Source organism: Massilia sp. HP4, from assembly GCF_005222695.1.
Classification (GTDB): domain Bacteria; phylum Pseudomonadota; class Gammaproteobacteria; order Burkholderiales; family Burkholderiaceae_D; genus Telluria.
This window is the reverse complement of record NZ_STGG01000020.1, coordinates 1-22,713: the sequence shown is the minus strand read 5'-3', so window position 1 is coordinate 22,713 and position 22,713 is coordinate 1. Positions and strand designations below refer to the sequence as shown.

17 protein-coding genes and 1 tRNA gene are annotated in these 22,713 nt (G+C 65.3%); 7 read left to right on the top strand and 11 right to left on the bottom strand.

Annotation, left to right across the window (positions count from 1 at the left end):
* The first annotated feature begins 90 nt into the window (after positions 1 to 90).
* Together E8M83_RS09835 and map are read left to right on the top strand one after the other, a co-directional pair.
* On the top strand, positions 91 to 303 hold the full coding sequence (locus E8M83_RS09835; RefSeq protein WP_137173190.1) for a ParD-like family protein: 213 nt from the start codon (positions 91 to 93) through the stop codon (positions 301 to 303).
* Positions 300 to 1,076: a type I methionyl aminopeptidase gene (gene map, locus E8M83_RS09830; protein ID WP_137173189.1), complete on the top strand. Its 777-nt coding sequence runs from the start codon at positions 300 to 302 to the stop codon at positions 1,074 to 1,076. Before E8M83_RS09835 ends, map begins: the two co-directional genes overlap by 4 nt.
* On the opposite strand, the gene E8M83_RS09825 is transcribed toward map, so the two are convergent.
* From E8M83_RS09825 to udk, 4 genes are all read right to left on the bottom strand, one after another.
* Positions 1,073 to 1,471: a hypothetical protein gene (locus E8M83_RS09825; protein WP_137173188.1), complete on the bottom strand. Its 399-nt coding sequence runs from the start codon at positions 1,469 to 1,471 to the stop codon at positions 1,073 to 1,075. The genes map and E8M83_RS09825 overlap by 4 nt on opposite strands.
* Positions 1,468 to 1,914 (bottom strand): glycine cleavage system protein H, encoded by a 447-nt coding sequence (locus E8M83_RS09820; protein ID WP_137173187.1) that lies wholly within the window; start codon positions 1,912 to 1,914, stop codon positions 1,468 to 1,470. Before E8M83_RS09820 ends, E8M83_RS09825 begins: the two co-directional genes overlap by 4 nt.
* Positions 1,915 to 1,940: 26 nt before the next feature.
* Positions 1,941 to 2,036: transfer RNA gene (locus E8M83_RS09815), tRNA-Sec, on the bottom strand.
* A 14-nt stretch (positions 2,037 to 2,050) separates the two neighbouring features.
* On the bottom strand, positions 2,051 to 2,737 hold the full coding sequence (gene udk, locus E8M83_RS09810; protein ID WP_137173186.1) for a uridine kinase: 687 nt from the start codon (positions 2,735 to 2,737) through the stop codon (positions 2,051 to 2,053).
* A gap of 181 nt (positions 2,738 to 2,918) precedes the next feature.
* Here udk and E8M83_RS09805 point away from each other — a divergent pair, with 181 nt between their 5' ends.
* Both E8M83_RS09805 and E8M83_RS09800 read left to right on the top strand, forming a co-directional pair.
* Positions 2,919 to 5,162, top strand: a complete 2,244-nt coding sequence (locus tag E8M83_RS09805; RefSeq protein WP_137173185.1) for a phosphocholine-specific phospholipase C — start codon at positions 2,919 to 2,921, stop codon at positions 5,160 to 5,162.
* Between the two features lie 22 nt (positions 5,163 to 5,184).
* Positions 5,185 to 5,769 (top strand): PEP-CTERM sorting domain-containing protein, encoded by a 585-nt coding sequence (locus E8M83_RS09800; protein ID WP_137173184.1) that lies wholly within the window; start codon positions 5,185 to 5,187, stop codon positions 5,767 to 5,769.
* Here E8M83_RS09800 and selB read toward each other — a convergent pair.
* From selB to E8M83_RS09765, 7 genes are all read right to left on the bottom strand, one after another.
* Positions 5,701 to 7,647 (bottom strand): selenocysteine-specific translation elongation factor, encoded by a 1,947-nt coding sequence (selB, locus tag E8M83_RS09795; protein ID WP_137173183.1) that lies wholly within the window; start codon positions 7,645 to 7,647, stop codon positions 5,701 to 5,703. The two genes, E8M83_RS09800 and selB, sit on opposite strands and share 69 nt — an antisense overlap.
* Positions 7,648 to 7,664: 17 nt before the next feature.
* Complete coding sequence (gene selA / locus E8M83_RS09790) at positions 7,665 to 9,116, bottom strand: L-seryl-tRNA(Sec) selenium transferase (RefSeq protein ID WP_137173182.1); 1,452 nt, start codon at positions 9,114 to 9,116, stop codon at positions 7,665 to 7,667.
* A gap of 2 nt (positions 9,117 to 9,118) precedes the next feature.
* Complete coding sequence (gene fdhE, locus E8M83_RS09785) at positions 9,119 to 10,138, bottom strand: formate dehydrogenase accessory protein FdhE (RefSeq protein WP_137173181.1); 1,020 nt, start codon at positions 10,136 to 10,138, stop codon at positions 9,119 to 9,121.
* Between the two features lie 15 nt (positions 10,139 to 10,153).
* On the bottom strand, positions 10,154 to 10,798 hold the full coding sequence (locus E8M83_RS09780; protein WP_137173180.1) for a formate dehydrogenase subunit gamma: 645 nt from the start codon (positions 10,796 to 10,798) through the stop codon (positions 10,154 to 10,156).
* A 10-nt stretch (positions 10,799 to 10,808) separates the two neighbouring features.
* Positions 10,809 to 11,750, bottom strand: coding sequence for a formate dehydrogenase subunit beta (gene fdxH / locus E8M83_RS09775; RefSeq protein WP_137173179.1), 942 nt, complete (start codon positions 11,748 to 11,750; stop codon positions 10,809 to 10,811).
* A gap of 3 nt (positions 11,751 to 11,753) precedes the next feature.
* On the bottom strand, positions 11,754 to 14,825 hold the full coding sequence (fdnG, locus tag E8M83_RS09770; protein WP_137173178.1) for a formate dehydrogenase-N subunit alpha: 3,072 nt from the start codon (positions 14,823 to 14,825) through the stop codon (positions 11,754 to 11,756).
* Positions 14,826 to 14,958: 133 nt separating this feature from the next.
* The gene (locus E8M83_RS09765) at positions 14,959 to 15,312 is read right to left on the bottom strand and encodes a hypothetical protein (RefSeq protein WP_137173177.1); all 354 of its coding nucleotides are present in this window, start codon (positions 15,310 to 15,312) and stop codon (positions 14,959 to 14,961) included.
* Positions 15,313 to 15,745: 433 nt separating this feature from the next.
* On the opposite strand from E8M83_RS09765, the gene E8M83_RS09760 reads away from it, so the two are divergent.
* The 3 genes from E8M83_RS09760 to E8M83_RS09750 all read left to right on the top strand — a co-directional run.
* The gene (locus tag E8M83_RS09760; protein WP_137173176.1) at positions 15,746 to 18,745 is read left to right on the top strand and encodes a TonB-dependent receptor; all 3,000 of its coding nucleotides are present in this window, start codon (positions 15,746 to 15,748) and stop codon (positions 18,743 to 18,745) included.
* A gap of 74 nt (positions 18,746 to 18,819) precedes the next feature.
* Positions 18,820 to 20,499, top strand: a complete 1,680-nt coding sequence (locus tag E8M83_RS09755) for a sodium/solute symporter (protein WP_137173175.1) — start codon at positions 18,820 to 18,822, stop codon at positions 20,497 to 20,499.
* A gap of 44 nt (positions 20,500 to 20,543) precedes the next feature.
* Positions 20,544 to 22,713: beta-glucosidase (locus tag E8M83_RS09750; RefSeq protein WP_137173174.1), on the top strand; the 2,170-nt coding region annotated here is incomplete at its 3' end.

Sequence of the window (22,713 nt, the reverse complement as noted above, 5' to 3'; positions counted from 1 at the left end):
CCATTTTTATGCCTGATCAATACGGGCGAGCTTGGCAACGCAATACGAAACATATACAATCCATATACGAATCATATACGGAGGACTACCATGGGCATTGTCAATATCGAAGACGAACTGCACGACCAGGTGCGCCTCGCCACCAAGGTCTCGTGCCGCTCGATCAACGCGCAGGCTGCGTTCTGGATCAAGGTTGGCATGCTGTGCGAGACCAATCCCACCTTGAGTTTCAACGAGATCGTCGCGCGCGAGCTGGCCGCCGCCGGCGTGTCGGCCCCGCCCCTGGCATTGCGCGCGGCATGACCAAGCAGCCGCATGAACTGGCGCTGATGGCCGAATCGGGCCGCTTGCTGGCCTGCGTGTTCGGGATGCTCGACCGATTGCCCCTGGCCGGCATGACCACGCTCGAGGTGGACACCCTCGTCGAGCGCTTCATCGTCGACGAACTCCAGGCGCGCCCGGCCAGCAAGGGCCAGTACGACTTCGGCTTCGTGCTCAACGCATCGATCAATCACGTGGTCTGCCATGGCGTGCCGTCGGCGGCCGACGTGCTCATGGATGGCGACATCGTGAACTTCGACATCACGCTGGAAAAGAACGGCTATATCGCCGACTCCAGCAAGACCTACCTGGTCGGCAACGTCGACCTGGCCGCCCGGCGCCTGGTGCAGACGACCTATGAGGCGATGTGGAAAGGCATTCGCGCGGTGCGGCCCGGCGCCACGCTGGGCGACGTCGGTCATGCGATCGAGCGCCATGCCAAGCGCAATGGCTGCTCGATCGTGCGCGAGTATTGCGGCCACGGCATCGGCCGTGAAATGCACGAGGAACCGCAGGTGCTGCACTTCGGTTCCAAGGGTACGGGACTCAGGCTGCGCGAGGGCATGGTGTTTACGATCGAGCCAATGCTCAACCGCGGCGGACGCAGCGTGCGCACCGAAGCCGATGGCTGGACGGTAGTGACGCGCGACGGGTCGCTGTCGGCGCAGTTCGAGCATACGGTCGCGGTGACGGCGACGGGCGTCGAGGTGCTGACGCTGCGTCCCGAAGAACGCGGGATGCTGCAAGCGGCCTAGAACACCAGCATCCGCCAGCCCGGCGCGCTACCCTGTTCCACGAACGACACCATGCCCTCGACACCAGCGCAGTGCGCCGACAGTGCGGCGCACCCGGCGCCGCTGGCATGCAGGGCCTGGGTACAAGCGCGAATCTCCACGCCCAGCTCATTGCTGGCTTCCAGGTGACGCCCGATCGGCCAGCGTTGGTCGCCGAAGCCGGTCGGCAGCCCGGCATTCTGCGCCAGCAACCACTGCACCGACTGGCTCGAAAACAGCATCTTGACGCGCATGTCGAGCGCGGCCGCGGCCTGGGCCGTCATGAAGGGCGTGGCGAGCAGTTCGGGACGCGACAGGTCGCACGACCAGACCAGGATGGACAGGCCGCGCGCCTGCTCATCTAGCTGCTCATTCACGGCTTGATCCAGTCGTCGACCGGCTCCAGCCGCATGCGGCGCTCGGCAAGGTCGGCCAGCGCCGCCCCGTGCGCCAGCTGCGCGCGATCGCGCTCCCAGTCGCTGGCCCGGATCTCGGCGATCCAGCCCTGGCCGTAGGGGTCCTGGTTGATGAGTTCGGGCTTGTCCTCGAGCGCCCCGTTGATCCCGACCACCGTGCCCGAGACCGGCGTCTTGATCGTCACCACGGTCTTGCTCAGCTCGACGACGCCCATGGTCTTGCCCTGTTCGAGCTCGGTGCCAACCGATTTCGGCCGGCACATATAGAAGTAGTTGCCGCTGATCTTGACGCCGAAGGCGCTGACGCCGACCTGGAAGCGGCCGTCGCCCACCGCGCGGCACCACATATCGTTCTCGAGGTCGAAATAGCAATCGTCCGGATAGTCGAAGCCGAGGATGAGCATGGTCCAGGATCAGGGAAGAAACCGCATGGCGGAAGGATGCGGGAGTCGAACCCACCCGGCGACGCATGGCGCCACCAACTGGGTTTGAAGCCCAGCCGCCCCACCAGGGACGATTTCCTTCCGAAGAGGCCGTATTCTACCGCGTGCCGGCAATTCCATCCAGAGGCGGGCTCGAGCGACGCTCGAGGAGCTGCGACTGGCCGAGCACGCTCGCCACCTTGGTGGTGATCACATCGATCGCCGGCCCATTCGCGCCATGCGGCAGGATGACGTCGGCCTTGCGCCGGGTCGGCTCGATGAATTGCTTGTGCATGGGCCGCACCGTGTCCATGTACTGGCCGACGATGCTCTCGAGCGAGCGGCCGCGTTCGGTCACGTCGCGCTGCAGGCGGCGAATAAATCGCACGTCGGGCGCGGTGTCGACGAAGATCTTCAGCGACATCATGTCGCGCAGGTCGGCATCGTACAGGGCGAACAGGCCCTCGATCACGATCACCGGGGCCGGCTTGACGGGAATGGTCTGGTCGGTACGGTTCGATACCGTGAAGTCGTAGATCGGCATGGCGATCTGTTCGCCATTGCGCAAGGCGCGCACGTGCTCGACCAGCAGCGGCCAGTCGAAGGCTTGCGGGTGATCGTAGTTCTGCTCGCGCCGCTCCTGCATCGTGAGATGGGTCTGGTCGCGGTAGTAGTCGTCCTGCATGACGACAGAGACGAGATCGGTGCCGAACGACGCCAGCACTTGCTGGGTCACCGTCGACTTGCCACTGCCGCTACCGCCAGCGACGCCAATGACAAACGGTTGGAAAGGAATCTGATTCATCCCCGAATGATACCGGAGCGGCGGCCGAACCGACAGGGGCGGCGCGCTCCGCAAGAGGTGTCTGTCATTACATCGTCATGCATGCCGCGTACCGTGGCGACGTTGCAAGCAATATCGGCGCAACAACAATTCACAGCAACTTTCGTTACCAAAGAGCAATCACATCTCCTGGATAATCGCCATGACTTCACGCCGCAGATTCTTGAGCAGCAGTGCCCGCGCCGGCATCGCTGCCGCCACCTACGCCGCCTTCCCCGCCTCCATCCAGCGCGCGCTGGCCATCCCCGCCAATAACGCGACCGGCACCATCCGCGACGTCGAGCACGTCGTGATCCTGATGCAGGAGAATCGCGCCTTCGACCATTACTTCGGCACCCTCGCGGGCGTACGCGGTTTCGGCGACCGCTTCCCGATCCCGCTGCCGGAAGGCCGCGCCGTGTGGCAGCAGCGCATGGCGGACGGCAACGTGATGATGCCGTTCCACCTCGACGGCAGCAAGGGCAACGCCCAGCGCGCCAATGGCACGCCGCATGACTGGCTCGACAGCCAGCTGGCCTGGGACAACGGCCGCATGGACCAGTGGCCGCGCTACAAGAACCCGATCTCGATGGGCTACTTCAAAGAGGCCGAGATTCCCTTTCCCTTCGCGCTGGCCAATGCCTTTACCGTGTGCGACGCCTACCACTGCGCGATGCATACCGGGACCGATGCCAACCGCTCGTTCTTCCTGACCGGCACCAATGGCGCCGTCCCCACCGGCACCGCCTTCGTCACCAACGAGTGGGACGCCATCGACGGCGTGGCCGCGGGCGTGAACACGGGCTACACCTGGACAACCTATGCCGAACGGCTCGAGGCTGCCGGCGTCAACTGGATCAGCTACCAGAACATGCCCGACGAATGGGGCGACAATATGCTGGGCGCCTTCCGCCAGTTCAAGCGCGCCAATATCGCATCCGGCTACCCCGTCTCCAGCGGCGGCGCGCCGGGCCAGCCGTATACCAATACCGGCCAGGCCGTCCCCTACAAAGCCTATGACGCGGCAACCGACAATCCGAACAATCCGCTCTACAAGGGCATCGCCAACACCCTGCCCGGTACCAGGCCCGAGCAATACCTGGATGCCTTCAAGCGCGACGTCCGCGAGGGCAAGCTGCCGCAGGTGTCGTGGATGAACGCGCCGTCGATCTATTGCGAACACCCCGGGCCATCGAGCCCGGTGCAGGGTTCCTGGTTCCTGCAAGAGGTGCTGGACGCCCTGACGGCCAACCCCGAGGTGTGGAGCAAGACCGTCCTGATCGTCAATTTCGACGAGAACGACGGCTATTTCGACCACGTGCCCTCGCCATCGGCGCCGTCGCCCGACGGCAAGGGTGGCTATGCCGGCAAGACGACGCTGGCGCCAGGCGACCTGACCGCCGAATACTATACGCACCCGAAGCCGGCCGGCAGCACCCGGCAGCCGGCGCCGGATGGCCGCGTGTACGGACCCGGCCCGCGCGTGCCGATGTATGTGATCTCGCCATGGAGCCGCGGCGGCTGGGTCAATTCGCAGGTGTTCGACCATACCTCGGTGCTGCGCTTCCTGGAGGCGCGCTTCGGGGTCAAGGAGCCGAACATCAGCCCGTTCCGCCGCGCGGTGTGCGGCGACCTGACCAGCGCCTTCAATTTCGTGTCGCCGAACGACGAGGCGCTGCCGGCGCTCAAGGGCCGCAAGACCAAGGGCGAGGCCGACGCCCTGCGCGCGGCGCAGCAGCGCCTGCCGCAGATCCCGGCGCCGGCCGCACCGCATATGCCGGTGCAGGCTGCCGGTACGCGACCGTCACGCGCGCTGCCGTATGAGCTGGCGACCACCTGCGAAGTGCAGCCCGGCGCCACCATGGCCGCCGCGCGGGTGGCACTGAACTTCATCAATACAGGCCGCCAGGGCGCCGTGTTCCACGTCTACGACCGCAAGAACCTGGCCGCAATCCCGCGCCGCTACACCGTCGAAGCGGGCAAGTCGCTGTCGGACGTGTGGACGCCGGCGATCGGCGGCGCCTACGACCTGTGGGTGCTGGGGCCGAACGGCTACCACCGTCATTTCACGGGCAGCGCGCTGCGCGCCGTGGCGGCCGGCCAACCCCGCCCGGACGTGCAGGTGCGCTGCGACGCCGCCACCGGCGAACTGGTGCTACGCCTGGTCAATGCCGGGGCCGCGCCGTGCAGCATCAACCTGGCTGCGAACGCCTACGCGCCACTGAGGCAGCAGCACACGCTGGCGCCGCGCACCGAACTGACCGTGCGCCTTCGGGTGGCCGGCAACGATTACTGGTACGACTTGAGCGCCACCGTGTCGGGCCAGCCCGACTACCTGCGGCGCTTCGCCGGCCGCGTCGAGACCGGCCGCCACACGGTCAGCGACCCGGCGCTGGGCCGGGTCTGAATCCATCATCGAGAGGAATAATATGCATCACATCTTCCGCAATATCGCTGTCAGCGCAGCAATCGCGCTGTGCGCACCGTTCGCCCAAGCCGCCGTGCTCAATTTCGACGACATCGTCGGTCCCGACGACTATGCTGCCTTGCCCGGAAACTACGGTGGCCTGGACTGGACGGACGCCGGCCTGAACGTCTTCACCGGCGCCTGGCCCCACACGCCGCGTTCCGGCCATGGCCAGGCGACGACGGACTGGATCGACGGCGGGTCGTTCGAGAGCACCATCCGCTTCCTGGCGCCGACGGTCTTCAACGGCGCATGGTTCTCGGGCTACGAGGACGGCCATGTCCGCTTCGACCTGTACGCGGGCGGCCGGCTGGTTGCAAGTTCGCAGTCGCTGCAGTTATCAGGCACGTCGACCTTCCTGGACGCGGGCTGGGCTGGCGCGATCGACGCGGTCGTCGTGTTTACCAACGCCCAGGGTTCGTACGGGATGGACGACTTCACCTTCGTGGATCCGGCCCAGGTGCCGGAACCAGGCTCGCTAGCCCTGCTGCTGGCCGGCGCCGGCTGCCTGGTCCTTCGCAGGAAACAGGAGCGTGCCCGGTCGTAGCAGGTGCGCGTCCCCGACCCGCCGCAAGAAACCGATCCGGTCGAAGAACTCCAGGATCTGGATCGCGCGCTTGCGGCCCAGGCCGGTCTCGTCACGGAAGCGCGCCGCCGTGACCTGGCCCTGGGCATCCTCGTGCGCCAGCCGGCGAACCAGGTCGGCCGCTTCCTGCATCACCGCCGGGTGGTAGAACAAGTCCTTCACCACCTGGTAGACATCGCCGCCGCGCGCCATGCGGCCCAGCACCTGGCGCACCTGCACTTCGGGCAGGCGCGCGGTCTGCGCGATATCCCGCACCCAGGGCGGATCGAAGCGTCCGTCGAGCAGTTTCGGCAGCGCGTGTTCGGCCACCACCTGCTCGGCCGCCCGCAAGGCCACGCCGTGTTCGGGCAGGTGCAGGAAACCGTTGCGGCGGTTGATGGCGCCCGCCGCGATCATGTGCCCGGTCAGCTGCAGCCATAGCGCCTCGGGCATGCACGGTGCGGCCAGGCGTCGCGCACGCAGCAGGTCGGGGCCGATCTCGTCCGGATATTTCGCATGGAAGTCGCCCAGCGCCTGCAGCAGGCCGGCCTCGTTTTCCTGCAACCGCGCGCGTGAAACCAGCCACTCGCCGCCGGCGCCGACCACAATATCGGGCACACTGGCCAGGTCGAACGGCCAGCGCGCCAACCCGGCGCTCCTGAGCCAGGTCGCGCCATTGACGCCATAGGGCGCCTGGGCCAGCGCGCCCAGCAGGCGCGCTTGGGGATCGTCGGCGCGCTGGGTGGCGAGATAGGCCAGCCGTTCCGGCGTCTGGCGATAGCGCACCGGTCCCAAGGGGTCGAGCACCGAGCCGCCGGCCACCGTGCGGATCGCGGAGGCGTCGCGCAGGATGAAGCGGTCGCCATGCCAGATATTGGCCGGCTTGTGCAGCACCAGTTGGGCCGGCGCCGCGGCGCCGGGCGCGATCGACGGCTGGCCCAGCACGGCCACCGTCGCCAGGCAATCCTGGGTCGCCGCATGCAGGTGCACCAGGGTGCCTGAACGCAGCGCGCGTTCCTCGCTCGACGCCACTTGCAGCCAGACGTCGATGCGCTGGGTCGCAAGCGCGATCGCCGGGTCGCACAGCACCTGGCCGCGCAGCTCGTCGCTGCGTTCCAGGCCCGCCAGGCCGACGGCGCAGCGCTGGCCGGCATGCGCCTCCTGCGCGGCGCGGCTGTGCACCTGCAGGCTGCGCACGCGATAGACCTTGTCGGGCGTGCCAGCCAGCGCCAGGCCATCGCCGATGGCGACCTGCCCGCTCGAGACGCTGCCGGCGACCACCGTGCCCACGCCATCGAGCGTGAACGCGCGGTCCAGGCCCATGCGAAAACCCGCGCCAGGCGCGCCGTCCACCGGCGCCGCATGCAGCGCCTGCACCAGGCGCTCGCGCAGCGCATCGATGCCGTCGCCGCGCACGCTGGACACCTGCAGCACCGGATAGTCGTCGAGACCAACGCTGGCCAGCAGCCCGGCGACCGCCGCCCTGGTCTCGCGCAGGCGGGCCTCGTCGACGCGATCGATCTTGGTGATGACGGCCGCGCCACGGCGCACGCCGAGCAGGGACAGGATGGTCGCGTGCTCGATCGTCTGCGGCATCGGGCCGTCGTCGGCCGCGATCAATAGCAAACCGAAATCGATGCCGCTGGCGCCGGCCACCATCGTGCGCACCAGTTTTTCGTGGCCCGGCACGTCGACGAAGCCGATCCGGTTGCCATCATCCAGCGGCATCCAGGCATAGCCCAGTTCGATCGTAATGCCGCGCTTTTTCTCCTCGGGCAAGCGGTCGGCGTCGATGCCTGTCAGTGCGCGTACCAGCGCCGTCTTGCCGTGGTCAATGTGTCCGGCGGTGCCGACGATCATGCAAAGTCCCTCTTGTGTTAATCCTGGATCAGCGCCGCCCGCAGCGCCCCCAGTTGCCCCAGCAGCTCGAGCGGGTCGTCGATGCAGCGGCAGTCGAGCAGCAGACGGTCGTCCGAGATGCGGCCGACCACCGGCAGCGGCAGGCCGCGCAGCGCTTCCGACAGCGCGTCGAGCGCCGTGCCCATGCCGCGCTTGCCCGACAGGCTCGGCGCGATCGCCAGGCCGCTCGATGGCAGCCGGTCGATCGGCAGCGAGCCCGAGCCGATCTGGCTCAGCATCGATTCCGGCGTCACCGTATAGCGCGGCGCCAGTGCGGCGCGCAGCGGTTCGAGCAGCGCCTGGGCGTTGGCAGCCACCTGCTCGCGGCTGCGGGTCAGCCATCGCAAGGTCGGAAGCTCGTCCACCAGCAGCTCGGGCTGCAGGTACAGCTGCAAGGTCGCTTCGAGCGCCGCCAGCGGCAGCTTCGACAGGCGCAGCGCGCGCTTCATCGGGAATTTGCGGATGCGGGTGATGGATTCCTTCGAGCCCACGATCAGGCCGGCCTGAGGCCCTCCCAGCAGCTTGTCGCCCGAGAACGTCACCACGTCGCAGCCGGCTGCCAGCATCTGCTGCGGCGTCGGTTCTTGCGGCAGGCCGTACTTGCCCATGTCGATCAGCGAGCCGCTGCCGAGGTCGCTGACCAGGGCCACCCCGCGTGCCTTCGCCAGGGGCGCGAGTTCGGCTTCCGACACCGAGCTGGTAAAGCCCTGCACCGCATAATTGCTGGTGTGGACCTTCAGCAGCAGCGCCGTGCGCCCGGTGATGGCGCGCTCGTAGTCCGCCAGGTGGGTGCGGTTGGTGGTGCCGACCTCGACCATGTGCGCGCCGGCGCTGGCCATCACGTCGGGCATGCGGAATGCGCCGCCGATTTCCACCAGCTCGCCGCGCGAGACGATGGCTTCGCGGCCGCCACCCAGAGCGGCCAGCGACAGCAGCACGGCGGCGGCATTGTTGTTGACCACGGTCGCTGCTTCAGCACCCGTGATCTCGCACAGCAGGCCTTCGACGATGCTGTCGCGATCGCCGCGCGAGCCGGTAACGAGGTCGTATTCGAGGTTGTTCGGGCCGGCCATCATCGCCACCAGGTGGTCGATCGCCGCTTGCGGCAAGACAGCACGTCCGAGATTGGTATGGATGACCGTTCCGGTCAGGTTGATCACCCGGCGCAGGCGCGGCGCCAGGCGCTCGGCGATACGCCCGGCCAGCGACTGGCCGAGCGCCTCCGGCGCGAGCGCGCTCATCGAGAGCACACCGGCCAGGGCCTGCGCGCGCAAGCCATCGACTTGCGCGCGCGCTTCCGCCGCGACCAGGGTATGGCCGTGGCTGGAAACCAGCGCCTGCACAAACGGCAGGCGCAGCAGTTTATCGATCGAAGGCAGATCCTTGACTGTCGCCTTCGAGCCGTGGACCACGGACTCGTAGGTCGACATGATCAGTTACTCCTTGTTTCTTCTTGATCGACAGGATCGTCTTCACCGCCCGTGAGCAGCAGCAGATTGACCCCGTGCGGCTGGAAGCCGGCCTCGGACACCAGGATGTCCAGTGTCAGGGTCGCCACGTCGTCGGCCACCGGGTCGACATGGAGATCCCTCTCCATGCGCACGATCTTGAGATAGTGGCCGCACTCGTCGCAGGTCTCGGCCTGCACCGATGCCTGCGCCGTATCCTCCTGCGCGCCATCGGTGGCCACCGCCTGCAGCGAATGGTAGTGGATGCCCTTGGTGCTCTGGCAGTGGCTGCACTTGACCCGCACCATATGCCACTGTGTCGAGCACAGCGCGCAGTTCAGGTAACGGAAGTTGCTGCCGCTGGGGTCCAGCCTGGTCACCGACGAGGTCGGCAGGCTGCCGCAGCACGGGCACAGGGTCACGTCGAGCGTGCGCCCGAACGGTTCCTGGCGCGCCGCGCCGTGGGCTTGGCTGGTCGCCAGCACCATATGGGTCCAGTACACCTGCAGGCCGGCCGCCACCAGCGGCGCCGCTCCCATGTCCAGGCCGGCTGCGCCTTGCAGCAGCAGTTCGGCCTGGCCTTCGAGATGGTCGTCGTCCTGGGCCAGGACCGCCTGCACGGCGGCCTGGGCCGGGCTGCCCGTGAGACGCGGGACCAGCAGTTCCAGCATGCGGCGCAAGGCCCCACGCCAGGCCGGGTCACGCGGCCACAGCGGCGCCGGCAGCGGCGCCTGGGCGGCGCGGCCGGCGGCCAACAGGTCGTCTGCACTGGGCAGTGCGACCTCCGGGAAGTCTTGCAAGACTTGGTGCTGCACATGCGCCAGTTCGGCGGCGAACAGCAGGAAGTCGCGCATCGCATGCCCGGCCGCCAGCTGACGCAGGCGGGTTTCACGGGTGGCGAACAGCTCGGCGCGCAGCGGGAGGTGCAGGTAGGGCATCTGCTGCCCGGACCGGACCGCGATTTCTTCCGGGCTGAGCAGCGGTGTTGCTTTGGTAACACTCATAGAACAGTGCGATCCTTAATGTTTCTTGCGAGTGATTTCCGGGTTGTTAGTCCGGGTGACTTCCTTATACCACAGCGGGTGGTGCGACTTCGCCCAGTCCTCATGCACGGTGCCGCGGGTCATGGCGCGGAACGAACCCTTGACCCAGATGGCAGCATACACGTGGACGATGACGCTCAGCACCAGCACCAGGGCCGCCACCGCATGCACCAGCATGGCGACACGGCGCAGCGGAATCGGGAAGAAGTCCGCGAACCATGGTTGCCAGAACATGAAGCCGGTGATCAACAGCAGCACCAGGCTGACGGCGAAGGCCCAGAACACGCCCTTTTGGCCAGCGTTGTACTTGTGCACTGGCGGCAGCATGCTTTCGTCGCCGGTGGTCACCATCTTTGGCGCCTTCTTGACCCATTCCGTATCGGACCTGGTCCAGAAGTTGTCGCGCACCACGGCGAAGAACAGGAACACGAAGCCGAGCACCATGAACAGCCCGAAGAACGGGTGCAGGATGCGGGTCCATTGTCCACCGCCGAAGAAGACGCTGAAGAAGTACATCGAAGGATGGAACAATGCCAGCCCGGTCAATCCCGCGCAGATGAACAGCAGGGCCACGGCCCAGTGGTTCATCCGCGTACGGTCACGATAGCGAGTGATAAACATGTTCTTCTCCTTAAACGCGCGGTTCATCGCGGACTACGTCGCGCTGGTCCGCCCCGGGCGTCGGCTGCACCGGCGGTTCGTCCACATGGGTCTCGATCGGACCGACTTTCATGTAGTGGAAGAAGCCCGCCACGGCGGCGCCGATCATCGCGGCCACGCCCAGCGGCTTGGCCACGCCCTTCCACAGCGCCACGGTCGGGCTGATGGTCGGGTTCTCCGGCAGGCCCGAGTACAGGTTCGGCTTGTCGGCGTGCTGCAACACATACATCACGTGCGTGCCGCCGACGCCGGCCGGGTTGTACAGGCCGGCGTTCTGGTAGCCGCGCTCCTTCAGGTCCACCACGCGATCCGATGCGTAGTGGATCATGTCTTCCTTGGTGCCGAAACGGATGGCGCCGGTAGGACAGATCTTGACGCAGGCCGGTTCCATGTTCACTGCCACGCGGTCCGCGCACAACGAGCATTTATAGGCCTTCGAGTCCACCTTGCTGATGCGTGGCACGTCGAACGGGCAGCCGGCGACGCAGTAGCCGCAGCCGATGCAGTTTTCGCTGATGAAGTCGACGATGCCGTTGGTGTACTTGACGATCGCGCCCGGCGCCGGGCAGGCCTTCAGGCAGCCCGGCTCGTCGCAGTGCATGCAGCCGTCCTTGCGGATCAGCCACTCGAGGCGGTCACCTTCGTCAGGCGTCTGGGTGACGACTTCCGAATACTTCATGACCGTCCACGACTGCGGCGTCAGGTCGCGCGGGTTGTCGTAGGTACCGTTGGTATCGCCGATCTCGTCGCGCAAATCGTTCCACTGCATGCACGCCACCTGGCAAGCCTTGCAGCCGATGCAGCTGGAGACGTCGATCAGCTTGGCGACTTCGGGCTTGTGGGTACGGGCCACCGGCACGGTCGCCGTGGTGGCCGACCGCGCTGCGATATCGAGAGATTGTAGTGAAGACATGACTTAAATCCTTTCGATATTGACCAGGAACGACTTGAACTCGGGCGTCTGGGTATTCGCATCGCCCACGAACGGGGTCAGCGTGTTTACCAGGAAGCCCGGCTTGGTCAAACCGACAAAGCCCCAGTGGTTCGGCAACCCGACCGTATCCACCTTCATGCCATCGCAGTCGAGCTGCGGAATGCGCTTGGTGACGACGCACTTGGCCTTGATGTAGCCGCGCATCGACGACACCTTGACCATATCGCCATTGCCGATGCCCTTGGCCTTGGCCAGCTCTTCGCCGATCTCCACGAACTGCTGTGGCTGGAGGATTGCGTTGCTCTGCACGTTCTTGGTCCAGTAGTGGAAGTGCTCGGTCAGGCGATAGCTGGTCGCAACGTACGGGAAGTCCTTCGCGGTGCCGAATGCTTCCATATCGCCCTTGAACACGCGCGCCGCAGGATTGGCACGGGCTTTCGGGTTCTTCGGATGCATCGGATTGTGCGGGAACGGCGACTCGAACGGCTCGTAGTGCTCAGGCAGCGGGCCTTCGGCCATGCCGGTCGGCGCGAACATGCGCGACACGCCCTCGGCCGTCATGATGAACGGCTGCACGCGGTCCTCGTCGCCCGGATTCGCATCCGGACGGATATCCGGGATGTCGGATCCGGTCCAGCTGCTGCCGTTCCATGCGATCAGGTTGCGGTGCGGGTTCCACGGCTTGCCCTGCGGGTCGGCCGAGGCCGCGTTGTACAGCACGCGGCGGTTGGCCGGCCATGCCCATGCCCAGCCCAGCGTGTTACCCACGCCGTACGGGTCGGCATTGTCACGGTTGGCCATCTGGTTGCCGGCCTGGGTCCACGAACCGGCATAGATCCAGCAGCCGCTGGCGGTGGTGCCATCGTCGCGCAGCACGCCGAAGCCCGGCACCTGGTCGCCCTTCTTGACCAGCACCTTGCTCGGATCCTTGGCGTCCATGATGTCGGCCAGCGCCTTGCCGTTAAACTCTTTCGCGAGTTCTTCAGCGGATGGGCTGTGCGGAATCTTGTACGGCCAGGCCAGGTTCACCATCGGGTCAGGGAAGGCGCCGCCATCCTTGATGTACGCATTCTTCATGCGGGTGAACAGGTCGGCGATGATCTCGATGTCCGGTTTCGCCTCGTATGGCGCCTCGGCGCCCTTCCAGTGCCATTGCAGCCAGCGCGACGAGTTCGACAGCGAACCGTCTTCCTCGGCAAAGCAGGTGGTCGGCAGGCGGAACACCGTGGTCTGGATCTGGGTCGGATCGACGTCGTTCGACTCGCCGAAGTTTTGCCAGAATTCGGACGTTTCCGTGTTCAGCGGATCCATCGTCACCAGGAACTTGAGCTTCGACAGGCCGGCGATGATCTTCTTCTTGTTAGGGAAGGAGCCCACCGGATTGAAACCCTGGCAGATATAGCCGTTCAACTTGCCCTGGCCCATCAGCTCGAAGGCCTGCAGCACGTCGTACAGCTTGTCGATCTTCGGCAGGTAGTCGAAGGCCCAATTGTTCTCGGCGGTCGCGGCATCGCCCCACCAGGCTTTTTGCAGGCTGACGAAGAACTTGGGATAGTTCTGCCAGTAGCTCATCTGGTTCGGACGCAGCGGCTTGAGCGCGCGCGGCTTGTAGTAGGTCTCCAGATCCTGCTCGTTGTCGGTCGCCAGCGACAGATAGCCCGGCAGCGAGTTCGACAGCAGGCCCAGGTCGGTCAGGCCCTGGATGTTGGAGTGGCCGCGCAGTGCGTTCAGGCCACCGCCGGCGACGCCGACGTTACCCAGCAGCAGCTGCATGATGGCGCCGGTACGGATGATCTGCGAGCCCTGGCTGTGCTGGGTCCAGCCCAGCGCATACATGATCGTCATGGCGCGGCCCGGCACGGCGGTCGACGCGATGTACTCGCAGACTTTCATGAACTGCTTGACCGGGGTGCCGGTGATCTTGCTGACCTGTTCCGGGGTGTAGCGCGAGTAATGGCGCTTCATCACCTGCAGGACGCAATTCGGGTCTTGCATGGTCGGATCGACCTTGGCAAAACCGTCTTCACCTATGGCATAGCCCCACGACTTGTTGTCGTAGCGGCGATTGGCTTCGTCGTAGCCGGAGAAGATACCGTCCTCGAACGAGAAGTCCGGGCCGACGATGAAGCTGGCATTGGTGTAGTTCCGGACGTATTCGGTCTGGATCTTGTCGTTGCTAAGCAGATAGTTGATGACGCCGCCCAGGAAGGCGATGTCGGAGCCGGCGCGGATCGGCGCGTAATAGTCGCTCATGGCGGCCGAACGCGTGAAACGCGGGTCGACCACGACCAGCTTGGCTTTATTGTGGTGCTTGGCTTCGATCACCCATTTGAAACCGCATGGATGAGCCTCGGCGGCATTGCCGCCCATAATCAGTACTACATCGGCATTCTTGATGTCAACCCAATGGTTGGTCATCGCGCCACGTCCGAACGTCGGGGCCAGACCGGCCACCGTAGGTCCGTGTCAAACGCGAGCCTGGTTGTCGAAGACGAGCATGCCCATCGAACGCATTGCTTTATGCGTGATGTAGCCCGTTTCGTTGCTCGCCGCGGACGCACACAGCATGCCGGTGCTGGTCCATCGGTTGACTAGTTTGCCTTCGGCATTGTTGACCACGAAGTTGGCGTCGCGGTCATCCTTCATGAACTTGGCGATGCGCGACATCGCTTGGTCCCACGAAATACGCTTCCATTCCTTGCTGCCCGGCTCGCGCACCTCTGGGTACTTGAGGCGGTTCGGCGAGTGCACGAAGTCGAGCAGGCCGGCGCCTTTCGGGCACAGGGTACCACGGTTCACCGGATGGTCCGGGTCGCCTTCGATATGGATGATGTCCGAGGTGACGTTCTTTGCGCCGTCGCCCAGGCTGTACATCAGCAGGCCGCAGCCCACCGAGCAGTACGGACAGGTGTTGCGCGTCTCCTTGGCCTTTGCCAATTTATAGTGCCGCGTCTCCGCCATCGCCGGCAACGGCGAGAAGCCGAGCGCGACGATGGTGGAAGCGGCCAGTCCCGCACCGCTTACGCGGAGGAACTGCCTACGATTCATGCCCATCTAGGTTCTCCTACTAGTAATGGATTGCGCACGCCGCAAAAGGGTCCGCCGGGGTCGATGCCCCGGCATGCTGGCCCCATTGCGCCGCCGCCACCGCCAGGTGGCCTGCGCACTTTCTACGCCGCTGGCCGTATTACTTGGCCGGTGGCGTTGTTGCCTGGGTGGCGCCATCGCCACCGGTTGGTTCCGACGCACCGCTGTCGCGCGGCTTGTCCGCATCCTGTCCTGCCACGACACCGCCGATCGCGGTGCCACCTTCGCCCGGGCCGGTGCCCGGAACAGCATCCGGCGAGGTGGCCGGCTCGGCGACGATGCCGGCGTGCGGATCGGGATTCTGGGCAGCGACCGCCGCGGGCGACGCGGGATCGGTCGGCGCGGGCGACGCCTCGACGTCGGCCTTCTTGTTGCAGGCCGACAGGGCGAGCACGGCGGCCAACATGCTGGCGCTCAGCAGGGTGCGATTTTTCATCATTGAGTTATGTTGCATTGCAATATCCGTTGACCTTGAGATATATGGGAAATATATAGGAATCGATGAGCTCTACAAATAAGTATTTTACGCAATGTATACATTTCCTGCGTGACATTAGGTGAGAATTGACCCGCGATTGTCGTGCTGCCTTGCGCGGCTGCCCTCGCTGTAATGACAGGCAGCCGCCCCTCATCTCTTCCATCCGCAGTTGCCTTCCATCGTCTCGTTACGGCCGGAAAGCCTCTAATGATAACGATTTCATCGAAATACAACGTTATCAATAAATATTTACTACAAGCCCAGAAAACCTAATGATTGCGCCTAACATTAGGTGTTATATTTACTGACAGGTTGTATGGCAGCTCCTGATCAAAGCGCCTGGCGGCCTCGGTAGCACCCGATAAAGGAACCCCATAGATGGGTTCTTCAAACAAGACGGAGACACAACATGAGACAGTTGAACAAGTCGGCCATCGCCGTGGGCGTCGCACATCTGTGCTGGTTGTCCGCAGCAGTCGCACAGGAAGCCCCCACGCCCGCCAGCGCACCCCAGGTAGTGACGGTCACCGGCCAGCGCGCCGCACTGGACAGCGCCCAGCAGCTCAAGAAGAATGCCGACGAAGTCGTCGATTCGATCGTCGCCGAGGACATCGGCAAGCTCCCCGACAAATCCATCACCGAAGTGCTGCAGCGCATACCGGGCGTGACCATCGACCGCACCATGTCGCGCGCCGACCCCGAGCACTTCTCGGTCGAGGGCTCGGGCGTGTCGATCCGCGGCCTGTCCTGGGTGCGCTCGGAACTGAACGGCCGCGATTCCTTCTCGTCCACCGGCGGCCGCGCGCTGAACTTCGGCGACGTGCCGCCCGAATTGATGGCCGGGGTCGACGTCTACAAGAACCCCTCGGCCGAACAGATCGAGGGCGGCATCTCGGGCCTGGTCAACCTGCGCACCGCCCTGCCCTTCGACATCAAGGGCCAGCGCATCACCGGCAGCGTCGAGGGTACCTACTCGGAACTCAAGAAGGGCAAGACCCGCCCGGCCGGCTCGATCCTGTATTCGAACCGCTGGCAGACCGGGATCGGCGAGATCGGCGCCCTGGTCAACTTCGCCAGCTCGCGCAGCGTCACCCGCACCGACGCCTTCCAGGTCGAGCCATACTACCCGGTGGCCGACGCCGAACCGGGCCGCACCGTCTGGATCCCGAAAGGCGCGCAGTGGCGCACGCTGGACTTCGACCGCAAGCGCCAGGGCACCTATGGCGCCCTGCAGTGGAAGAAGGACAATACCCTCAAAAGCCACCTGACCTGGTTCCGCTCCAAATACGATATGCGCTGGGACGAGAACGCGCTGTTCTCGGCCGAAGGCACGCCGACCAACCTGCGCGTGACCAACGGCGTGTATGACGCCAATGGCGGCTTCCTGAGCGGCACCATCACCAACCCGACCGGCGAGGCCATCGAGTACGCCAACAATGCCCGCACCGAGCGCCGCGATTCGGTCACCACCGACATCGCCTGGAATATCGAATGGAAGCCGGCCAGCAACTGGACCTTCACGTCCGACCTCCAGCACGTGAAAGCGCGCTCGGAAGGCTTCGATTCGACCGTGGCGCTGGGTACCCTGATGCCGGCGCTGAACCTCGACGTCACCGGCCCGCTGCCGCGCATCACCTTCACCCCGGCCCAGGCTGCGGCGATGAGCGATCCCAACAACTTCTTCTGGGCCTTCTCGCAAGAACACCTGGACCGCAGCGTGGCCGAGCAAAAGGCCTGGAAAGGCGACGCCAAGTATGACTTCGACCACCCGATCCTGCGCGACCTGCGGATCGGCGTGCGCCTGACCGACCGCGATGCCAAGACCATCGTCTCCAACCCCGACTACAACTGGGTCGGGATCTCGCAGCGCTGGATGATGCCGTGGCAGATCAATAACCTCGCCTACCTGAGCGACCCGCGCTTCAATGCGCCGACCTCGGTTAATCAGTTCAACAACTTCTTCAATGGCAAGGCCGATGTCCCGGCCATCATCTTCCCGAACCAATCGGTGATCAGCGGCTATCCGGGCAGCTATGCGATGCTGCACGGCTTCCACGATATCCTGTGCGCCGAGGCGGGCAACACCTGCGCACCATGGAAAGCCGCGGCCTTCGGCGAAGCCAACCCGTCGGGCGACAACGAGCAGGCCGAGAAAACCAAGGCCCTGTACACCCAGCTGCGCTTCGCCTTCGACGAGCTGCGCTTCCCGGTCGACGGCAATGTGGGCGTGCGCTACGTGAAGACCGATTCGCAATCGTATGGCTACACGGTCTACAACTCGACCTTCACGATCCCGCCGGGCGGCACGACGGGCTTGCCGGTGCCGGTCATTCCCGCCTTCGCCGGCCGCGAAGATTACGAGAACAGCTACCACAACTGGCTGCCGAGCCTGAACCTGCGCATGAAGGCCAGCGACGAACTGCAATTCCGCTTCGCCATCGGCAAGGGCATGTCGCGCCCCAACTTCGACCAGTTGCAGGCCTATACGACCCTGGGCCAGAACGTGACGAGCACCACCACCGGCAACGGCGCCGACCAGGTCACCAACGTCACCTCGGTCGGCCATACCGGCGAGGCGAAGGGCAATCCGATGCTGCGCCCGGTCACCTCGCGCAATATCGACCTGACGGCGGAATGGTACTTCGCCAAGGCCGGCTCGCTCACCGTCGGCCTGTTCGACAAGCGCCTGAAGGACATCATAATCAAGCAGACGTCGGCCTACCAGCTGACCGACACCGCAGGTCGTGTAATCGATTTCAGTGTGGCTACCCCGGTGAATGGCGCGCGCGGCAGTGCGCGCGGGGTCGAGATCGCCTACCAGCAGTACTTCGACAAGCTGCCCGGCTGGCTGGCCGGCTTCGGGGTGCAGGCCAACTATACCCACGTCAAGACCAAGCGCGACCTGTACAACCCGGTGTTCTCGCCCTGGTGCAGCGCCGGCAACAATGCGGCCAACCTGAACCTGAACCTGAACGGTTGCGACACCAATGGCCAGACCTTCGGCGACCTGCCGCTGGAATACATGTCGCGCAACTCCTATAACCTGGCGCTGCTGTACGACCGCGGTCCGTGGTCGGCGCGCCTGGCCTGGAGCTGGCGCTCGAAGAACCTGCTGGGCAATAACAACAACGGCACCAACGGCACCAATGGCGTCGACACCAACCCGGACAGCCCGACCTTCGGCCAGAACGTGGTCGCCTGGGGCTTGCCGATCTGGGCCGATGACTATGGCCAGCTGGACGGCGGCGTCAGCTACAAGTTCAACGACAACTACCGCATCGACTTCCAGGCCCAGAACCTGACCGACGCGAAGTACAAGCAAATCATGACCCACCACATCGGCGACAAGGGCCGCGCGTGGTTCGTGACGGGGCCGCGCTACAGCGTACGTCTCGGCGTGTCGTTCTAGGACGTTCGCGCCGGCCGCGCCGTCCATCCAGGGCGGCGCGGCCGGCGTGTGCGCCGTTATTTACGGACTGATTCATGCAGAACACGACTTTCTCGTCGCTCGATACCTTCGTCTTCTTCGTCTACTTCGTCGTCGTGGCCGGCTACGGCCTGTGGGTGTACCGCCGCAAGCAACGCTCCACCTCCGCCTCGCACGACTACTTCCTGGCCGAGGGCTCGCTGACCTGGTGGGCCATCGGCGCCTCGATGATCGCCTCGAACATATCGGCCGAGCAGTTCATCGGCATGAGCGGCTCGGGCTTCAGGATGGGCATGGCGATCGCCGTCTATGAACTGATGGCGGCCTTTACCCTGATCCTGGTGGCCGTGTTCTTCATGCCGGTCTACCGCAAGAACCGCATCTACACGATGCCGCAATTCCTCGAGCAGCGTTATGGCGGCTCGGTGGCGACCATCATGGCCGTGTTCTGGCTGTCGCTGTACGTCGTCGTCAACCTGACCTCGATCCTCTACCTCGGCGCGCTGGCGATCGGCGCCATCGCCGGCATCGATGTCTGGACCTGCATGCTGTTCCTGGCCGTGTTCGCGGCCGTCATCACGCTGGGCGGCATGAAGGTGATCGGCTATACCGACGTGATCCAGGTGCTGTGCCTGGTGCTGGGCGGCCTGGTGACCACCTGGCTGGCGCTCGAACTGGTGGCCCGGCACAATGGCGGCGGCGGCGCGCTGGGAGGCTTGCAGCACCTGCTCGGAGCCGCGCCCGGCCACTTCGACATGGTGCTGGCGCGCGACAACCCCAACTACCTCGACCTGCCCGGCATTTCGATCCTGATCGGCGGCATGCTGATCGTGAACCTGAATTACTGGGGCTGCAACCAGTACATCATCCAGCGCGCGCTGGGCGCCGACCTGCATACGGCGCGCAAGGGCATCCTGTTCGCCGCCTTCCTGAAATTGCTGATGCCGGTGATCGTGGTGCTGCCGGGGATCGCGGCCTTCGTGCTGCACCAGCAGGGCGCGCTGGGCGGGGCGATGGGCATGGACGGCGAGGTCAATCCCGACCGCGCCTATCCGGTGCTGCTCACCCTGTTGCCTACGGGCCTGAAGGGCGTCGCCTTCGCGGCGCTGACGGCGGCCGTCGTCGCCTCGCTGGCCGGCAAGGCCAACAGCATCGCCACCATCTATACCTTCGATATCCACAAGAAGCTCATCAACCCCGGCGTGTCGGAGCCCCGCATGGTGTGGATCGGGCGCGTCACGGTGGTGGTGGCGATGCTGCTGGCGGTGCTGATCGCGCCCTTCATGGGCATCGACAAGAAAGGCGGCTTCCAGTACATCCAGGAATACACCGGCTTCGTCTCGCCGGGCATCCTGGCCATGTTCCTGCTGGGCTTCTTCTGGCGTCCGGCGACGGCCGCGGCTGCGATGTTCGCCACCATCGGCGGCTTCGTCGCCTCGATCGTCCTCAAGTTCCTGCCGGGCGTGATGGACCTGTCTTTCCTGGCGCCGGTCGGCTTCGCCGTGCCGAACGTGCTTGGCGTGCACGAGATCCCCTTCCTGGACCGGATGGGCATCGTGTTCGTGTTCGTGGTCGCCGGCATGGTCGTCATCAGCAAGCTGTTTCCCAAGAAGGGAGCCGAAGAAGCCAAGCGCATCGAGATCGATGCGCGCATGTTCACGGTGCAGCCGGGCTTCGCGCTCGGCTGCGCCATCATCTGCCTGGCGCTGGTGGCCGTCTACGCCGCCTGGTGGTAGCCTGGTTTGAAAGAAGCACGATAATGACAATAGGAGACTCAAGAATGCATCATGCCTTGCCGACCGGCCGCTGGGCCCTCGTTCTCGCCGCCGCCTGCGCCGTCCAGTGCGCGCAAGCCGCCCCCGACGCCCACCAGGACCGCGCCGCCAAGCTGGTAGGCCAGATGACCATCGACGAAAAGATCGGCCTGGTGTTCGGCCGGTTCGGCGCCGAACACCAGGGCAAGCGGCCGCCCGCCGGTTCGCTGGCGCAGTCGGCCGGCTACATCAAGGGCATCGAACGCCTCGGCATCACGCCGCAGTGGCTGACCGACGCCGGCATCGGCGTCGCCTCGCAGCCAGGCAAGAACACGCGCGAGCGCACCTCGCTGCCGGCGGGGATCGCCACCGCCGCCACCTGGAATCCGCAACTGGCGTTCAAGGGCGCGGCCATGATCGGCAAGGAAGCGCGCTTGTCGGGCTTTAATGTGATGCTGGGCGGGAGCGTGAACCTGGCGCGCGAACCGCGCAACGGCCGCAATTTCGAGTACACCGGCGAAGACCCGCTGCTGGCCGGGATCATGGCCGGCGAACAGATTCGCGGCGTGCAGTCGAACCACGTGGTCTCGACCGTCAAGCACTATGCCTACAACGACCAGGAGACGGGCCGCAACCACCTGAACGTCAAGATCGACGATGCGGCCGGCCGCATGTCCGACCTGCTGGCCTTCCAGATCGCCATCGAACGCGGCAAGCCGGGCTCGGTCATGTGCTCGTACAACCGGGTCAAAGGCGTGTACGGCTGCGAAAACGAGCACCTGCTGAACAAGGTCCTCAAGGGCGACTGGGGCTACAAGGGCTACGTGATGTCGGACTGGGGCGCCGTGCACTCGACCATCCCCGCCGCGCTGGCAGGCCTCGACCAGCAATCCGGCTACCCCTTCGACAAGTCGCCCTACTTCGACGGCGCGCTGAAAGAGGCGGTAGAGAATGGCCACGTGCCGCAGGCACGCCTGGACGACATGGTCGCCCGCATCCTGTGGGCGATGGCGAGCAATGGCGTGCTGGATCATCCGGTCAAGGACGCCAGCCAGGAGATCGACTACGCAGCCCACGCCCGCATCTCGCAGGAAGATGCCGAGGAAGGCATCGTGCTGCTCAAGAACGAACGCAATGTGCTGCCGCTGGGGGTCGGCCTCAAGCGCATAGCCATCATCGGCGGCCATGCCAACAAGGGCGTGCTGTCGGGCGGGGGTTCGGCCCAGGTCTATCCGCGCGGCGGCATGGCGGTGCCGAATGAAGGACCGAAGACCTGGCCGGGGCCGATGGTCTACTTGCCTGGCTCGCCGATGCAGGCACTGGCCAGCCGCAGCAAGGCGAAACTCGACTGGCATGACGGCAAGGACCCGGCCGGCGCCGCGAAGGTCGCCGCCGGCGCCGACGTCGTATTGGTGTTCGCGACCCAGTGGACGTCCGAGGCCAACGACGTGCCCAACCTGTCGCTGCCGAACGCGCAGGATGCGCTGATCGCCACCGTGGCCAAGGCCAATCCGCGCACCGTGGTCGTGCTGCAGACCGGCACCCCGGTGACGATGCCCTGGGTCGACCAGGTGGCGGGCGTGGTCCAGGCCTGGTATCCGGGCACGAACGGGGGCGAGGCGATCGCGCGCGTGCTGAGCGGCGAAGTCGACGCCTCGGGGCGCCTGCCGCAGACCTTCCCGAGGCTTGAAAACCAGCTGCCGCGCGTAAAACTCGACGGCCTGGGCCTGCCCAAGGACAGCCGATTCGACGTCGATTACGATATCGAAGGCGCCGCGGTCGGCTACAAATGGTTCGACCTGAAAGGCCACAAGCCGCTGTTCGCCTTCGGCCACGGCCTGTCGTATACCAGCTTCACCCATGCGAACCTGAAGGCCGAGGCGGCCGATGGCGGCATCCGCGTGCAATTCGACACACTCAACAGCGGCGCGCGCGCCGGCAAGGCCGTGCCCCAGGTCTACGTCTCGAAAGTCGGCGCCGGCTGGGAAGCGCCGAAGCGCCTGGGCGGCTGGGACAAGCTGGCACTGAACGCCGGCGAGCGCCGCAGCAGCACGGTCAGCGTCGATCCGCGTACCCTGGCGGTATTCGACGCCAAGTCGAACCGCTGGAAGATCGCAGCTGGCGACTATCGCGTGATCCTTGCCACCGCCGCCGACGCCCCGGTCCAGACGGTAACGGTGCGCCTGCCGGCCCGCG